The sequence below is a fragment of the Polyangium mundeleinium genome (genome assembly GCF_028369105.1).
GTDB classification, from domain to species: Bacteria; Myxococcota_A; Polyangia; order Polyangiales; family Polyangiaceae; genus Polyangium; species Polyangium mundeleinium.
The window spans coordinates 2,436,347-2,450,974 of record NZ_JAQNDO010000001.1; the positions used below are offsets into that span (position 1 = coordinate 2,436,347).

At 67.9% G+C, this 14,628-nt stretch carries 13 protein-coding genes and 1 pseudogene; 7 read left to right on the forward strand and 7 right to left on the reverse strand.

Going from position 1 to position 14,628, the window contains the following annotated elements; translation table 11 throughout:
* Positions 1–2 precede the first annotated feature (2 nt).
* Entirely contained in the window at positions 3–857 is an 855-nt protein-coding gene (locus tag POL67_RS09865; protein ID WP_271916978.1) for a response regulator transcription factor, read from the reverse strand.
* 764 nt (positions 858–1,621) lie between these two features.
* On the opposite strand from POL67_RS09865, the gene POL67_RS09870 reads away from it, so the two are divergent.
* Together POL67_RS09870 and POL67_RS09875 are read left to right on the forward strand one after the other, a co-directional pair.
* Positions 1,622–1,939 (forward strand): four helix bundle protein, encoded by a 318-nt coding sequence (locus tag POL67_RS09870; RefSeq protein WP_271916980.1) that lies wholly within the window; start codon positions 1,622–1,624, stop codon positions 1,937–1,939.
* 244 nt (positions 1,940–2,183) lie between these two features.
* A complete protein-coding gene (locus POL67_RS09875) occupies positions 2,184–2,720 on the forward strand; it encodes an RNA polymerase sigma factor (protein ID WP_271916981.1) in 537 nt (178 codons plus the stop codon).
* Between the two features lie 51 nt (positions 2,721–2,771).
* Here POL67_RS09875 and POL67_RS09880 read toward each other — a convergent pair whose 3' ends face one another.
* Together POL67_RS09880 and POL67_RS09885 are read right to left on the reverse strand one after the other, a co-directional pair.
* On the reverse strand, positions 2,772–3,095 hold the full coding sequence (locus tag POL67_RS09880; RefSeq protein WP_271916982.1) for a four helix bundle protein: 324 nt from the start codon (positions 3,093–3,095) through the stop codon (positions 2,772–2,774).
* A gap of 295 nt (positions 3,096–3,390) precedes the next feature.
* On the reverse strand, positions 3,391–4,605 hold the full coding sequence (locus tag POL67_RS09885) for a response regulator (protein WP_271916983.1): 1,215 nt from the start codon (positions 4,603–4,605) through the stop codon (positions 3,391–3,393).
* Positions 4,606–4,676: 71 nt separating this feature from the next.
* Between POL67_RS09885 and POL67_RS09890 the strand changes: the two genes are divergently transcribed.
* Positions 4,677–5,291, forward strand: a complete 615-nt coding sequence (locus POL67_RS09890; RefSeq protein ID WP_271916984.1) for a response regulator transcription factor — start codon at positions 4,677–4,679, stop codon at positions 5,289–5,291.
* Positions 5,292–5,388: 97 nt separating this feature from the next.
* On the opposite strand, the gene POL67_RS09895 is transcribed toward POL67_RS09890, so the two are convergent.
* Together POL67_RS09895 and POL67_RS54170 are read right to left on the reverse strand one after the other, a co-directional pair.
* A complete protein-coding gene (locus tag POL67_RS09895; RefSeq protein WP_271916985.1) occupies positions 5,389–6,420 on the reverse strand; it encodes a response regulator in 1,032 nt (343 codons plus the stop codon).
* A gap of 28 nt (positions 6,421–6,448) precedes the next feature.
* Positions 6,449–6,937 (reverse strand): annotated as a pseudogene (locus POL67_RS54170) (sensor histidine kinase); the annotation flags it as partial.
* 312 nt (positions 6,938–7,249) lie between these two features.
* On the opposite strand from POL67_RS54170, the gene POL67_RS09900 reads away from it, so the two are divergent.
* The gene (locus POL67_RS09900) at positions 7,250–7,420 is read left to right on the forward strand and encodes a hypothetical protein (protein ID WP_271916986.1); all 171 of its coding nucleotides are present in this window, start codon (positions 7,250–7,252) and stop codon (positions 7,418–7,420) included.
* A gap of 548 nt (positions 7,421–7,968) precedes the next feature.
* Here the strand turns inward: POL67_RS09900 and POL67_RS09905 are convergent.
* Together POL67_RS09905 and POL67_RS09910 are read right to left on the reverse strand one after the other, a co-directional pair.
* Positions 7,969–8,271, reverse strand: coding sequence for a two-component regulator propeller domain-containing protein (locus POL67_RS09905; RefSeq protein ID WP_271916987.1), 303 nt, complete (start codon positions 8,269–8,271; stop codon positions 7,969–7,971).
* A 118-nt stretch (positions 8,272–8,389) separates the two neighbouring features.
* The gene (locus POL67_RS09910) at positions 8,390–9,238 is read right to left on the reverse strand and encodes a hypothetical protein (RefSeq protein ID WP_271916988.1); all 849 of its coding nucleotides are present in this window, start codon (positions 9,236–9,238) and stop codon (positions 8,390–8,392) included.
* Between the two features lie 193 nt (positions 9,239–9,431).
* Here POL67_RS09910 and POL67_RS09915 point away from each other — a divergent pair, with 193 nt between their 5' ends.
* The 3 genes from POL67_RS09915 to POL67_RS09925 are packed head-to-tail and all read left to right on the forward strand — an operon-like array spanning position 9,432 to position 14,291.
* Positions 9,432–12,035, forward strand: coding sequence for a serine/threonine-protein kinase (locus POL67_RS09915; protein ID WP_271916989.1), 2,604 nt, complete (start codon positions 9,432–9,434; stop codon positions 12,033–12,035).
* A complete protein-coding gene (locus POL67_RS09920; protein ID WP_271916990.1) occupies positions 12,032–12,616 on the forward strand; it encodes a hypothetical protein in 585 nt (194 codons plus the stop codon). Before POL67_RS09915 ends, POL67_RS09920 begins: the two co-directional genes overlap by 4 nt.
* A 52-nt stretch (positions 12,617–12,668) precedes the next feature.
* Entirely contained in the window at positions 12,669–14,291 is a 1,623-nt protein-coding gene (locus tag POL67_RS09925) for an amidase (protein WP_271916991.1), read from the forward strand.
* Positions 14,292–14,628: the final 337 nt, after the last annotated feature.

Genomic DNA, 14,628 nt, shown 5'->3' on the forward strand with positions numbered 1-14,628 from the left:
ATTCAGCGCCCCAGCCGGGCGGACATGCGTACGAGCTCGGCCAGTGACCCCGCCTTCATCTTGCGCATCACGTGACCGCGTTGCTCCTTGACTGTGAACTCCGCGGTGCCGAACTCCGCCGCGATCTGCTTGTTGAGCAGTCCGTCGACGACACGCGCCATCACTTCGCGCTCACGTGGCGTGAGCGCTTCGTATCGCCCACGCAACTCCAAGAGCTCCCGCCGACTGGCGCGTGCTTGCCTGTCCCGCTCGATGGCGGTCGCGACCGCGGCCGCGAGCTCGTCCGCGACGACCGGCTTGGTCAGAAAATCGTCGGCGCCCGCCTTGATGGCTCGCACCGAGCTCGGAATGTCTCCCCGTCCAGTGAGGAAGACGATGGGGAGCGCTCGATCCTGCGCCAGGAGCTGACGCTGAAGCTCGAGCCCATCGATGCCGGGTAGTTGCAGGTCCAGCAACAGGCAGGATGCACGATCCTCCACCTTGGCCCTGAGAAACTGGTCCGCGTCTTCGAAGAGGGTGACGCGGTACCCGAGAGCACGGAGCAACGTGGAGAGCCCGGCACGGACGCGCGCGTCGTCGTCGACGACGTAGACCGTCGCGTCGTCTCGACTCACGTGGCACCGCCGCGGTCGCCCTGGTTGCGCATGCGCTCCCAGTGAAGGTCGGCTTCCCCTAGGCGCGCTCCCCGTAGCGAGACGAACGTCATATCCCGAGCCTACCACGACGACGCGACGTCTTCCATCTTCGGTCGTCGATGATCCATTCGCGATCGTCCAAACCAACGGAGACGGTCGCCGGACCTCAGAGGGACTGGCGCGGTGGCTTGCGCGTGATTGCTGGGTACGACCGGCAATCATGTGCGCTCGCGGTGGATGCGTTTGTCCGGGAATTGCAGCGAAGCTATCGCTGGCGAGCGAAGCGCGCGTTTGGCTTGTCCAGCGTGAAAGAGGCCTTCACGGGCACAGCGACGGTGATTCAGCGGTTCGACTCGGTCGACGTCGCTTCGCCCCGCTATCTCGCCGCCCACCCGCGCATCAAGGAGCCCGCAGGCCCGCCGATCTCGCCAAGCACCAAATCATTTCGGGCTCGATTCCTGGGTCTTCACGCCAGCCAAGGGCTCGTCGAAACCCCGCACCGTCCAGTTCGCGCCGCGATTCACTGTCGATCGTCCCCGCCGACGCGGAGCATCCGCCGCTGCCGGTGCATCTGCTTGCCCCGCAAGGCCGCATGGCGGTGCCCAAGGTCATGGCATCCTTGAAATGTGCTGGTAGCGACCGGGAGCGAAGTCCGCGAGCTCTACGACCGTCAGCTCGGACGTGATGAGCGACTGAGTAACCTCTCGGGGCCACCCGGTCGTCACTGCCGCGAACGACGATTGCGGTGATCGTGCCCTCGCAAATACCGCGGAATCCCTACGCCGGGCCGATGATGCCGCGGCAGCACCCGAATCGGCTTCCCGCAACCGCACGCGCACACGTGCCGCCCTTTGGCGTTCTCGGCCTCCGCCCAAGCTGTAGACACATCCGGCTGATGCCACCGGATGAACCGCGGGATCCCGATGGAGTGATGCCACGGCTGCACCACGATCCTCCCCTCGCACCCGCAGCCGCACAGGTGCCCCTTGGCGTTCTTCGCCTGCGCCCACGCCTCCGCCGCACCTGCGGGCGTCCTCCGCGCCGGCAACTTCACCGTTCCCTCCAGGATCAGCACCGGCATCGCCGTTTGGCGAAAGGTTAACATTGCCGAAGGAGCCGGAAACACGGCGGGACATAAACGGCAGCGTTATCAAACGGCCCTCGGTTCCGCTCGGGAGGTGCTCGCCTGCGTCCAGGTCGCCCAGGCCATGCGCTACATCGGTGCGGTCGATGCACGCGTGCTCGATCGCATGGACCACGTCATCGCCACCCTGGGCCGCCTGGTCTACCGCCGCGCATCGTGACCCCCGCAAGGCGGGCCGTCCTTCACCGGGCGGCCCGCCAAACGGCCTGGATCGCAGCATCCATAACGATGCACCTCGCGCCATTCGCGGCGGATCGTGACATGTCCCGCGACGAACCAATCCCCACATTTCGGCGTTGATTCGCGCCCCAATTCATGAGACAAAACAAGCGACGCCAGCCGGCGCCTTCAACACCGACCGGCGTCTGACCTGCAAACACCAAACCGAGTGGAGTTCACAAGCTGTGAGCAACGTAGACGTCTATCCTGAATCCGCCAAGAAACCAGCAACCCTTCCTTACCCGGAGGCGACCTTCGCGCGGTTTTACCGCGAATCCTGGGACTTCGTTCGACGCGTCCTTCTGAAGCGCGGCGTTCCGGAGCGGGAGGCGGACGACCTCGTGCAAGAGGTGTTCATTGTTGCCTGGAGGCGACGCGACAGCGTCGCGTTCGGCGAACAGGCGCGACTGTGGCTCTCCATGGTGGCGCTCTACATCGCATCGAATCATCGGAAGCTCGCGCGGTATCGGACGGAAGAGCTCGCGGGAGAGCTCCCGGAGCCTGCGGTCTTTCCGCGGGTGATCGAGGTCATCGACGCCGCCCACCTCCTTGCGAGGGCCCTTCGCAAACTCGGTCGCAAGGTCGCTGCCGTGCTGGTTGCGTATGAGATCGAGGGCCGCTCGATGCCGGAAATCGCCCGAATGCTTCGAATCCGACTCACAACCGCCTACGCCTGCCTGCAACTGGCGCGAAACCGTCTGGCGCTCCACGCCCCCTTCTGACGCTCGGCGAAAGCTGCGGGCCGCCCCGTGAAGGACGGCCCGCTTTACGCCTCACCGCCGCACGAGCCGGTGCAAGGTAGCGATGATCCGGTCCAGCGAATCGCGCAGCTCATCATCCACCGCATCCACGTACCCGAGTGCCTCTGCCACGTCCAGACACGCCCGAACCTCCGCCGCCGAGCCCATCGCCGTATGCCATCGTGCCCGTTCGTTCCGCCCTTGCGAATATGCGCCTTCGTGCAAGTTCAGCGGCACGCTGGTGGCGGCGCGCCGTAGCTGATCCGCGAGATTCGCATCCCTCCCGCCGACCTTCTCGATGACCGGCCGCAGCCGCCGCAGCATTTCGATCGTCACGCTGTAGATCCTGAGAGCCATTGCTTCCTCCTTCCCCGACCGGGGACCCTTGTCCCACGCCCGCGCGCGGAGGGTGGTGCGAGGCTGCGAGGCAAAGCCTCGCACCGCCCGGAGCCGCCCGGAGCGCGAAGCGCGAGGACGGCGAGGACGGCTTGGCCTTGCGCCACCCGAGCACGCGGGCATGCTCGACCCCCCCGGACGAGAGCGCCATTGAATCCGCGTCCGACAAGCGGAAGCGGAAGCGGAGGCGGAAGCGGCAGCGGAAGCGGAAGCGGAGGCGCCGATCCGGGTGGACGAGGGGTAGCTCCAACAGCCGCTACCCGCCCTTCTCCTCCCCCGTCGGCAGCGCACAAAAGAACGTCGTGCCTTCGCCGGGGTTGTTCTCGGCCCACAACCTCCCCCCGTGGGATTCCACGATGGACCGGCTGATCGAGAGCCCCACGCCGAGCCCCTCGGCCTTCGTCGTGAAAAACGCCTCGAAGACCCGCTCCATCTCGCCCGGCGCGATTCCCTTGCCCGAATCCTCCACCGACAGCACCACCTTGTCCTTGCCATTGACGCGCGTCCGCAGGACCACGAGGCGCGCGCCGGCTGGGCGATCCGCGACCGCGTCGAGCGCATTGACCACCAGATTGAGCACGACCTGCTGGAGCTGAATGCCGTCGCCGCGCACCTCGGGCAGCCGCGGCGCGAGGTCGAGCCGCAGCGCCACGCCCCGGAGGAGCGCGTCATTCCCCACGAGCCGCGCCACCTCGCTCGCGAGCTCGTTCAGGTTGTGCCCATCCGCGCGCGGCGTCCCCTTCTTCAGCATCGCCCGCATACGCTGGATGATCGTCGCCGCGCGCCTATCGTCGTCCACGATGTCGGAGAGCGCCGAGAGCGCTTCAATCAGATCCGGCGGTGACTTCTGGAGCAGGCGCCGCGCCGCCTGCGCGTTGCTCAGGATCGCGGCGAGCGGCTGGTTCAATTCGTGCGCGATCGAGGCCGCGAGCTCGCTCATCGCCGCCACGCGGTTCAGGTGCGTGAGGCGCTGGTTCGTGGCCATGAGCTCGTCGGTCCGGCGCACGACCTCGGCTTCGAGGGTATCCTTCGCGCGGGCGAGCTCTGCGGCGGCCCGTTCGAGCTCGGCGTTTTTCTCCGCGAGCGCCCGCGCCCCGGCGCGCACGGCGATCTGCGCGCGCACGCGGGCCGCGAGCTCGGCGCGCACGAACGGCTTGGTCACGTAGTCGACCGCGCCGAGCTCGAGCCCACGCACCCGGCTCGCCGTGTCCGCGAGCGACGTCATGAAGATGATCGGGATGTCGCGTGTCGCCGGATCGGCCTGGAGGCGCCGGCAGACCTCGAAGCCGTCCATGCCGGGCATGATTGCGTCGAGCAGCACGAGATCGGGCTCCTCGCGCTGGATTTGCCGGAGCGCCATCGCCCCGTCGAGCGCCACCGCGAGGGCGAAGGGCTGGCCCGCGAGCGCGTCGGAGAGGAGCTTCAGGCTTTGGGGGTCGTCGTCGACGAGCAAGACGAGGGACGCGCGCATCGTTGACAGGGTCGGAGATATGGGGGAGGAATGCCAGCAGCGTAACGTCATTGTCTCAGGACCAGGAAGCGATGGCACAAACGGAGCGCACCGTATTCGTCGTGGATGATGATCCCTCCGTGCTGCGCAGCCTGGAGCGGCTCCTGCGCTCGGCGGGGTATGCGGTCGAGGCGCACGCTTCCCCGCGCGGGTTTCTCGACCACGCGCCTTCGGGTCGGCCGGGGTGCGTGGTCGTGGACCTGCGCATGCCCGAGATCGGCGGGCTCGACCTGCAGGAGGAGCTCGCGCGGCGGGGCTTCGAGCTGCCCCTGGTGTTCCTGACCGGGCACGGCGACGTGCCGAGCTCGGTGCGCGCCATGAAGGGCGGCGCGGTCGATTTTCTCTCCAAACCTTGCGACGATACCGATCTGCTCGCGGCGGTGGAGCGGGCGCTCGCGCGGGACGCGGAGGCGCGCGCGGTGCGCTCGGAGAAGGCGGCCCTTCGCGCTCGGTTCGCGGCGCTCACCCCGCGCGAGCATGAGGTGTGTCTGCTCGTCGCGCGGGGCCTTCTGAACAAGCAGATCGCGGTGGAGCTCGGCGCGGCCGAGAAGACGATCAAGGTGCATCGGGGCCGGGTCATGGAAAAGCTCGGCGCGGAATCGGTGGCCGAACTCGTGCGTCTCGTGGATCGCGTGCAAGACACCTGAGGCTCGTCCGAGCGCGCCGCTCCGCGGGAATCGGGAGGTCCTCACGCATGCGCTGGGTGTACCAGGCCGCTGCTCGGCGCGACATGGGACCAAAGTCCTACACGCGGGGCGCGAGCGCGGCGCAGAGCTCGTGGAGACGGAATGCCTCGGCCAGCGCCCGCACCTCGCCCGCCCATGCGGCGAGCCGTTCGTCCTCGGCTTGGATCCCCTGGAGCTCCTGCAAGAGCTCCGGAATCCGCCCCCGCTCGGCGAGGTCGAGCAGGCGCGCGAGGACCTCCGCCGTCGGCTCGATGCGGGGCGCGGGTTCGTCCTCGGCTTCGGTCGTCGCGGGGGCGGCGTGGATCCAGGTGAGGGCGAGGCGGCGCGCGAGCACGTCGAAGAGCGCGGAGAGGCGCACGGGTTTGGGGAGGAACGCGTCGCAGCCGGCGTCCTTGGCGCGCTGCTGTTGCGCTTCGTCCACGCTCGCGGAGGAGGCGACGAGGGGCAACCCGGCGAGCGCGGGGAGGCGGCGCAGGCGGCGCGCGATTTCGTCGCCGGGGAGGTCGGGCAAGGCGAGGTCCAGGATCACGAGATCGGGCCGCTGCGCCTCGATCCTCGCGAGGGCCTGCGCGCCGTCCTCGGCCAGGGCGACCTCGAACCCGAGCGGGCCGAGGGCGTCTCGCAAGAATGCACGATTGCCTTCGTTGTCGTCGACGAGCACCCTCCGCCGCGCGCCCTCGTAGCCGGTGATCACCTCGGCGGGGCCCGGCTCGCTGGCCGACGTTTTCTCCCGGGCGACGGGAAGGCGGAGCGCCACCGTGAACGTGCTGCCCTCGCCGAGCGTGCTCGCCACGTCGATCCGGCCGCCCATTTGCTCGACGATCTTCCGGCTGATCGAGAGCCCGAGCCCGGCACCCTCGGCGCGTGTCCCCCGGTCGCCGGCCTGCTCGAATGGATCGAAGATCCGCGCGAGATCGTCGGGCGGGATCCCCGGGCCCGCCCTCGGCTGGCACGTAATGAAACACGAGCCCCTTCGACTCCGCGCGCACCCGGCAAAGATCGGCGACGCTTTGCAGCAATGCCGGGAGGTGGACCTCGGCCGGGACGAGCTCCATCTTGCCGGCCTCGATCCGGGCGAGATCGAGGACATCGTCGATGAGCCCGAGCAGGTGCTCCCCCGAGCGCTGCACGACGCCGAGCCCCGCCGCGAGCTCCTCCCGCGAGAGCCGCGGGGCCCGGGCGAGGAGCTGCGCATACCCGAGGATGCCATTGAGCGGCGTGCGCAGCTCGTGGCTCATGCTGGCGAGGAAGCTCGATTTCGCGCGGTTCGCCGTGTCAGCGGCTTCTTTGGCCGCTTTCAGCTCGGCGGTCCGCTCCTCCACCTGCTGTTCGAGCTCCACGTTGCGCCGCGCGAGCGCCCGGAGCCGCACCCGCACGCCTCCGTACACGAGCGCCGAGGCGGTCAGGGCATACCCGAGGTAGGCCCACCACGTCCGCCGGGGCGCTGGTTTGACCTGGAACGCGATCGACACGGGCCCTGCGACGTTGCCGGCGTAATCGCGGCCCCAGGCCTGGAAGGTGTACGTCCCCGCGGAGAGGTTCGTGTACCGCGCCTTCGTGTCCACGCTCCAGTCGCTTGGCGAAGGGTCGAACCCCAGGAGCTGCATGCGGTATCGTGTGTCGGGCACGCGAAAAAAGGAGAGGAGCGAGACATCGAAGGCGAGGGTGTTCTGATTCCAGGGGAGCGCGGTGTCCGGCAAGAGGGCCCCGCCCGCCGCGCGGACCGCGGAGAGGACGAGCGGCTTCGGCGTGACGTCCTCGATTTCGCGCGCCGGATCGAAGACGGCCGCGCCGCCATCCCCTGCTCCGAGAGCCGCAGGAGCTTGTTGTCCGCGCCAAACCAGATTTCGCTCCCGCCTCCTGCGTCTCGCACCTCGGCGGGCCCCGCGATCGTGCCGGAGAGCGACGAGTTGCGCGGCGTGAAGGCCACCCACCCGTCGTGCCGGAGCTGCGCGAGCCCGCCTGCGCCGATCCAGAGCGTACGGCCGGTCGTCGCGACCGCGAGGACGAAGTTGTCGAGCAAATTGGAGTTCGTCGTCGTGAGCGTCGCCCATTCCCCCTTCGACAAGCGGGCGAGTCCGCCGCCGTAGGTGCCGGCCCAGATCGTACGTTCTCCCGCACCATCCACCGTCTCGGCGAGCGCGCGGATCACAAAACGAGGCGCGGGCGAGGATTCCCCCGCGACACGCTCCCACCGGCCGTCCGTGCATCGGAGGACGCCGGAACGCGCGCCCGCCCATAACTCGCTCCTGCCGTTCCCATCGGTGGTCTGCAAGATCGAAAAGACGCCTTTCACGTCCTCCACCGCGCCATCCGCCTGGAAGGGTGCGCAGCGCTTATCCTCGCAATGAAAGATTCCTTCTGTGCCGACCCAGAGCGTCGGCTCGCCGGACGGCAAGGTCCCTTCGCGAAGGGTGAAGACGTCCGGGGGCTCGAAGCCAGGTCCCAGCTCGAGACGGTGGAAATGCCCGCCCTCGAATTGATAAAGCCCATCAGTCGTGCCCACCCAGAGCGCGGGCCCACGGCGTGATCCGAGGATGGAACGGATCGGACGCGCACTCGTGAGGCCCTCGGCGGCCCCGAACCGCTGGAAAGCCCCGTTGGCGAACCGAAAGACGGCGCCGTCGACCATGCCGAATCAGATGGCGCCGTCCTGCGCCTCGGCGATCGCCTGGACCCAGCTCGGCGAACCTCCCGTCGGGATGGGAAAGGGCGTGATGCGCTGGCCGTCGTGATAAGCCGCGCCGGCCTGCGTGCCGATCCACATGTGGCCGCCGCGGTCCAAGGTGATGGCGTTGACGACGCTATGGGGCAGGCCCTGGTCGACGCCGAAGACGCGGATCGTGGGGGCGCCGAGCGTGGTCGCGTCGGCGGCGAAGGAAGGGCGAGGGGACGCCGCAACGAGGACGGCGAGGAGCGCGGGAAGTGCGAGGCGGCTCACGCGGCCGGAGGATACATGGAGCGCGGCGTCATCGTGAAGCCACGTTCGATCTCTGGAGCGACTGTGAGGGTTGCTGTCCTCGGGCGCCGAGGCGAGGAGGCATCAGCCTCGAACGAAGCTACAGCAGGCGAATGCCAAGGACGTTGAGATGCAGGATGCAGAGGTCGCTCTCCTCGAGTGAGGTCTGAACGGCCGGTTTGCCGTTGCAGGTGAAGATTCCATCCGAACCCGTGCAAGCGGTGGCACGATCGTAACGAACCTGCACACCACAAGTGTTGAGAGCCGTACCGCAGATGCGCGTGATCCAAGATACCGACGTCAGGAGCCCGCAGGTGTTGAGCAGGTCCACGCGAGGCCAGGCGTAGTAGACGGGGGTCTCGCTCGCGCCCTGGAGCTTCACCTGCCAGATCGCCTCCTCGATGGTGAACCCTTGCGCGTCCCCGCTCTCCGTCCCGGCGATGCTGGGCCCCGAGAGGAAAAACGGCACATGGGCGCCGAACGGGTTCAGGTGCGTCACCATGCACGTGAGCGCATCCTCCTTCTGCGACGTCGTGAGGCCCGCGCTCGGCCATGAGCCGGTCGTGCTGAGGATCCCGCCGCCCGTGTAGACGCGGTCCCCGCTCGTGAGCTGCGTCCCCACCGGGAGCGTGCATCGCGCGGCGTACGAGAAGACCTCGCGCCCGCCTTCGGTGGCGAGCAGCCCCGTCGCCACGATCGCGGGGTTGACTGCCGATGGGTTCTGTGGATCCGCAGCGGCTCCCCCCAACGCAGTCACGAGCGCGGTGACGTTGGCGTGGTAGTCGGCGGGGAGCAGGCCGTTGAGTCCCCCTGCGCCCTTGGTGGGGCCGCCCTGTGCCTCGAGTGCCGGGGCCTCCTCGAAATCACCCGGATCCACCGCGGTGGCGCAGCCGGTGAGGGTGAGCGCGGCTCCAAGAAAAAAAGCCGTGAGCAAGCGAAATGACAACATGATCTCCTTCTCTCTGCGCTCGGCGCTGAGTGCCCTGGTCAGCGCCTCCATCCGTCAGTACTGACGATTCTGCGAGCGTCTGTGGCCTGGCTCTCAGCCGTAACCGAACGTTACGGTAGGCTTCTTGCAACCGTTACACCATGGGACCTTGGTCCCATGGCGAGTCCCCTTCCCGATAGGTCATGGTGTCCGTGTGCGTTCTGTGACTCCCGTTACGTTGCCGGAGACCCCACAGCGGGACGCCACGCCTTCGAGCACGCCGCCGGGGCCGTCGAGCATTCCGCTGGGGCTCCTCACGCGTTTCGGAGAGTTCCATTTCCTCGGCTCCGGGGGGATGGGTGCCGTGTACCGCGCCAAGGATCGGCACCTCGGCCGCGACGTCGCCGTCAAATTTCTCCACCAGGCGGACCCGGAGACGAACCGGACGCTCCTGCGCGAGGCGCGCGCGCAGGCCCAGATCGAGCACGCGCACGCGTGCAAGGTCCACGAGGTGGGGACGGACGGCGACCGTCCCTATATCGTGATGCAATACATCGCGGGGGAGCCGCTCGATTACGCGGCCGAACGGATGACCCGCGAGCAGAAGGTACGCGCGGTCCAGCAGGTATCGATGGCGCTCCACGAGGCGCACCGGCTGGGCATCATCCATCGCGACGTGAAGCCCGCCAACATCATGGTCGAGCAGGGCGAGGACGGGGCCTACAAGCCCTACATCATGGATTTCGGCATTGCCCGCGAAATGGGGAAGTCGATCCAGATGACGGCCTCGCTCGCCGGGACACCCGCGTACATGGCGCCCGAGCAAGCGAGCGGAGATGCCGAGACGCTCGATCGGCGAACCGACGTGTATGGGCTGGGCGCGACGCTTTATGACCTGCTCGCGGGGCGGCCTCCTTTTGATGGCCCCCATGCGCTCGCGGTCATGCAGCAGCTCCTGACCGAGGATCCCCCGCCGCTCGGGAAGATTCGCCCGGACGTCCCGGAGGACCTCCAGGCCATCGTCATGAAGTGCCTCGAAAAGGAGCAGGGGCGGCGATACGAGTCGGCGCTGGCCCTCGGCGAGGATTTGCAGCGGTTCCTCGACGGCAAGCCCGTGCTGGCGCGCCGGGCGTCGCTCGGGTACGTCCTTTTCAAGGCCGCGAGGCGGCACAAGGTGCGCGTCGCGCTCGGGACGGCGCTGCTCGCGGTGATCTTGGTGTTCGGCGTCTTCTGGATCCGGCAGCGGCAAGCCCTGGCCGAGCAGACAGCCCTCGCGCGCGAGCTCGGCGAGGACGTGAAAGAGATGGAGCTTTTCCTGTCACGCGCGTACAGCCTCCCGCTGCACGATATCGAGCGGGAGCGGAGCATCGTGCGGCAGCAGTTGCGGGATATCGAGGCGCGCATGGCGACTCTCGGGCGGGCGGGGGAGGGGCCGGGGCATTACGCGATCGGGCGGGGTTTTCTCGCGCTTCAGGAGCCCGAGGAGGCGCTCTCCCATCTGCGCCGCGCCGAGGCCGCCGGGTACACGTCGCCGGAGCTCCGGTATGCGATGGGACTCGCGCTCGTGGAGCTCTACCGGAAGGCTTTCGAAGAGACGAAGCGAATCCAGGACGAGGCGCGCAAGAAGGCGAGGCTCGCGGCGATCGACGCCGAATACAAGGCGCCCGCCCTCGCGCACCTGCGCGCGGCGCTCGGGACGCGGCTCTCGTCGCCAGCGTACGTGGAGGGGCTCATCGCGCTCCACGAGGGGCAAAACGACGTCGCGCTCACGAAGGCGCGCGAGGCGTTCGCGCAATCGCCCTGGCTCCACGAGGCCAAGAAGCTCGAAGGAGATGCCCATTTCGCCGAGGGCAAACGTTTCGGGAGGGATGCCGCATTCGATTACGACAAGATGATGCGCTCGTTCGAGCCGGCGGCGGCGGCCTATGCGGAGGCCGCCGCCATCGCGCGGAGTGATCCGGCGGTGCACGAGGCCGAATGCGACCTCTGGACCCACGTCGTGCTTGCGTCGGACACGCGGCCCGAGCTCTTGCGGCCGAGCTTCGAGAAAGCCAGGGCGGGCTGCGAAAAGGCGCTCGCGGCAGACGCCCAACGCAGCTCGGCGCGCGTCAAGCTGGCGTTCGTCTATCACGCGTACGCCTGGCATGCCGTGAATGGACCGGAGCTGAACGACCCCGAGAGCGGCATCCGGAAAGCGATCGATCGAGCCGAGGAGGCTGCGCGCACTGCGGGGAACGACGCGATGGCGCATTACCTCGTCGGTGCCGCGTACCGGATGGAGGTCATGCACCTCATGAACCGAGGGCTCGATGCGCGTACCTCGATCGACCGCGCCGTCGCGGCGCACGAGGAGGCCATGCGGCTCGATCCGGGCTTCTTATGGCCCTACAACGAAGTTTGTGCGCTGTCCGCGGAGCGCGCCAGGAGCGAGATCTGGCGAGGTCTCGATCCCACGACTTCGGTCGCGCGCGGGGTGAAACGCTGCGATCAGGCCATCACACAGAACCCGAGCTTCACGTACCCGGCCATCTACAAGGCGGCTGCTCAGATCCGAGAGGCACAGTATTTCGTGGAAAGCGGGCGCTCGCCGACCGCTTCCGTGACGAGCGCGCTCGAGTCCGCCGCGCCGTCAAGGAGCACAATACGCTGGACGCGGCGCACATGTCGGCCTGGGCGCTTTGGCTCGATGCCCTACACGCCTGCGACGCCGGCCAAGATCCGAGCGCCTCCCTGGAGCGTGCCGAGGCGTTTCTCCATGAAAAGGAGCAGCTTGCGCCGGCCTCCGCGAACGACGAGCTCCACGGGCTCCTCTCCATGACACAGGCGCTTTACCTGTTGCGACAGGAAAAGGACCCGACAAAGGCGATCGCGGTGGCGCGCGGGTTTTTCCGCAAGAGCTCGGAGGCGTCGCCCTGGGACGTGGACTACCGCGTCGAGCAGACGCGCACGGAGACCCTTGCGCTGCGCTGGGCCCTCGCGAATGGAAAGGCCGATTCCGCGATGTTCGACGCGGCCTTCGCGCCGCTCGTGCCCATCCTCGCGAAGGAGCGCGCCAATCCGCAGGTCTACGAGGCGCTGGCCGAGGTGTACGAGCTGCGCGCCGGCTGGCTCCTCGAACGGAAGAAAAACGCAGAAAACGAACTGGCGATGGGGCTCGTGATGGCGAACAAGGCGCTCGCCATCCATCCGACCCTGGCCACGGCGCTCGCGTCGAAGGGCGCCCTCCACCTCCTGCGCGCCCGCGCCGCCGCGCGAGGCGCAAAGGCAAGGACGCAAGCGGCACGGGAGGCCAAGGCGTCCTTGGAAGCGGCGCTCCGCGAGAATCCGCTGCTCGCGCGGGAGCGGGGCGCGGCGTTGAAGGAGGCGGAGCGGCTGCTCTCGCAGGAGGGATCCGAGTAACCGCCTTGTCTTCTCGAGCCTCGTTGTGGCAGCCTCTCGACGGCGTGTGGTCATGAAAAACTCGCAATGGATGGTGGGCGCGACGCTGCTCGGCGCGTCACTGGTGGGAGCATGCGCCGGAGGGACGGCGAAAGGCGGCGCCGGGGCCGCCGACGTATCGAGAATCGCCCACGCGAACGCCACGACCTCCCTCGACATCGTCGAGCTCAGCGCCGCGGACGCGCGTGATCGCATGGCCAAGGGCACGCTTACCGCGCGGGAGCTCACCCAGGCGTACCTCGATCGAATCGCGCGCATCGACGACGCCGGCCCTCGGCTCGACGCGATCATCGAGCTGAACCCGCGCGCGCTCTCGGACGCCGCGGCGCTCGATGCGGAGCGCAGGGCCGGGAAGCTGCGCGGACCGCTGCACGGCATTCCCGTGCTCATCAAGGACAATATCGACGTCGCCGGGATGGTGAATTCGGCCGGGTCGCTCGCGCTCGCCGACCATCGGCCCCAAGAGGACGCTTTCCTCGTCGCGCGCCTTCGCGCGGCGGGCGCCGTGATCCTCGGAAAAACCAACCTCAGCGAGTGGGCGAATTTCCGGTCGACCCGCGCGACCTCCGGGTGGAGCTCACGCGGGGGCCAGACGAAAAATCCGTACGTGCTCGATCGCAATCCGTGTGGATCGAGCTCGGGAACCGGCGCGGCCATTGCCGCGAGCCTCGGCGCGATCGGGGTTGGCACCGAGACCGACGGCAGCATCCTTTGCCCTTCGGCCGTCCATGCCCTCGTGGGGCTCAAGCCCACGGTAGGGTTGGTCAGCCGCAGCGGCATCATTCCGATCTCGATCTCGCAGGACACCGCAGGGCCGATGGCCCGCACCGTCACCGACGCGGCGATCTTGCTCGGCGCCCTCGCCGCCGTTGATCCGGCCGATCCGGCCGCGCCGAAGGAAGGCACGCTCCCGAGCGATTACACGCTTTTTTTGAAGCCGGGCGCGCTCCGCGGCAAACGGTTCGGCGTGCTCCGGCAGGCCATGGGATACCATCCGGATGTCGATGCGGCCGCGGAGGCGTCGATGGCGACGTTGCGGGCGCAGGGCGCGGAGCTGGTCGACGTCGAGATGGACACGTACGACCGCTGGAACGAACCCGAGTTCACGATCATGTTGTACGAATTCAAGGACGGCCTGAATACGTACCTCCGCCAGAGCGGCGCGCCGCACGCGTCGCTGGAGGCCCTGATTGCGTGGAACAACGCGCACGCCGACGCCGTGATGCCGTTCTTCGGCCAGGAGCTCTTCGAGAAGGCGCAGGCGCTCGGGCCGCTCACGGATGCGGCGTATCTCGACGCGCGCGAGACCGCGCGGCGCCTCGCTGGGAAAGAGGGCCTGCTCGCGGTCCTCGACGGTGAAAGGCTCGACGCCGTCGTCGCGCCGAGCATGGCCCCGGCGTGGCTCACGGACCACGTCCTCGGGGATCATTTCGTGCGCGCGAGTCATGGGGTCGCGGCGGTCGCCGGCACGCCGAGCATCACGGTGCCGATGGGCGAAAGCCACGGCCTCCCGCTCGGCTTCGTATTCATGGGCCGCGCGTATGCCGAGGGAGAGCTCCTCGGAATGGCTTTCGCATTCGAGCAGGCCACGAAGGCACGACGGGCGCCGGCGTTCGTGCGGACGCTGCGGCGCTGAACGCACGCCCCGACGGCCGCTCCTCACTCGCGCCAGTGTTTGTGCTCGTGCGTACAACTTGCCGTGCGTCACCGTGCCGGCTCGTCCTTAAGGTTTCTTCATATTCCGTGTAACTGTACGAAAAAATGCATTCAAACGAGCCCTCCAGCGACAAAACGACCCCGGTGGCATCGGAAAAATTTGCGTCATGGGCTTCATGGGCAAACTCCGTGGACAAACATCACGACACGGAAGTCCATGGAAATAAAACAGATTCACCCGCCCGTCCGGACCCACCGAGGTCCGAGCAGGATGACAACGTCACGGACGGTCACATTTCAATTTACTTGGGCGAACA

Coding starts and splice junctions, on each gene's coding strand:
- POL67_RS09865 (WP_271916978.1), bottom strand. CDS start 857: ATGATTGCCGGTCGTACCCAGCAATCACGCGCAAGCCACCGCGCCAGT.
- POL67_RS09880 (WP_271916982.1), bottom strand. CDS start 3,095: ATGGCTCTCAGGATCTACAGCGTGACGATCGAAATGCTGCGGCGGCTG.
- POL67_RS09885 (WP_271916983.1), bottom strand. CDS start 4,605: ATGCGCGCGTCCCTCGTCTTGCTCGTCGACGACGACCCCCAAAGCCTG.
- POL67_RS09890 (WP_271916984.1), top strand. CDS start 4,677: ATGGCACAAACGGAGCGCACCGTATTCGTCGTGGATGATGATCCCTCC.
- POL67_RS09895 (WP_271916985.1), bottom strand. CDS start 6,420: ATGTCCTCGATCTCGCCCGGATCGAGGCCGGCAAGATGGAGCTCGTCC.
- POL67_RS09910 (WP_271916988.1), bottom strand. CDS start 9,238: ATGTTGTCATTTCGCTTGCTCACGGCTTTTTTTCTTGGAGCCGCGCTC.
- POL67_RS09920 (WP_271916990.1), top strand. CDS start 12,032: ATGACACAGGCGCTTTACCTGTTGCGACAGGAAAAGGACCCGACAAAG.
- POL67_RS09925 (WP_271916991.1), top strand. CDS start 12,669: ATGAAAAACTCGCAATGGATGGTGGGCGCGACGCTGCTCGGCGCGTCA.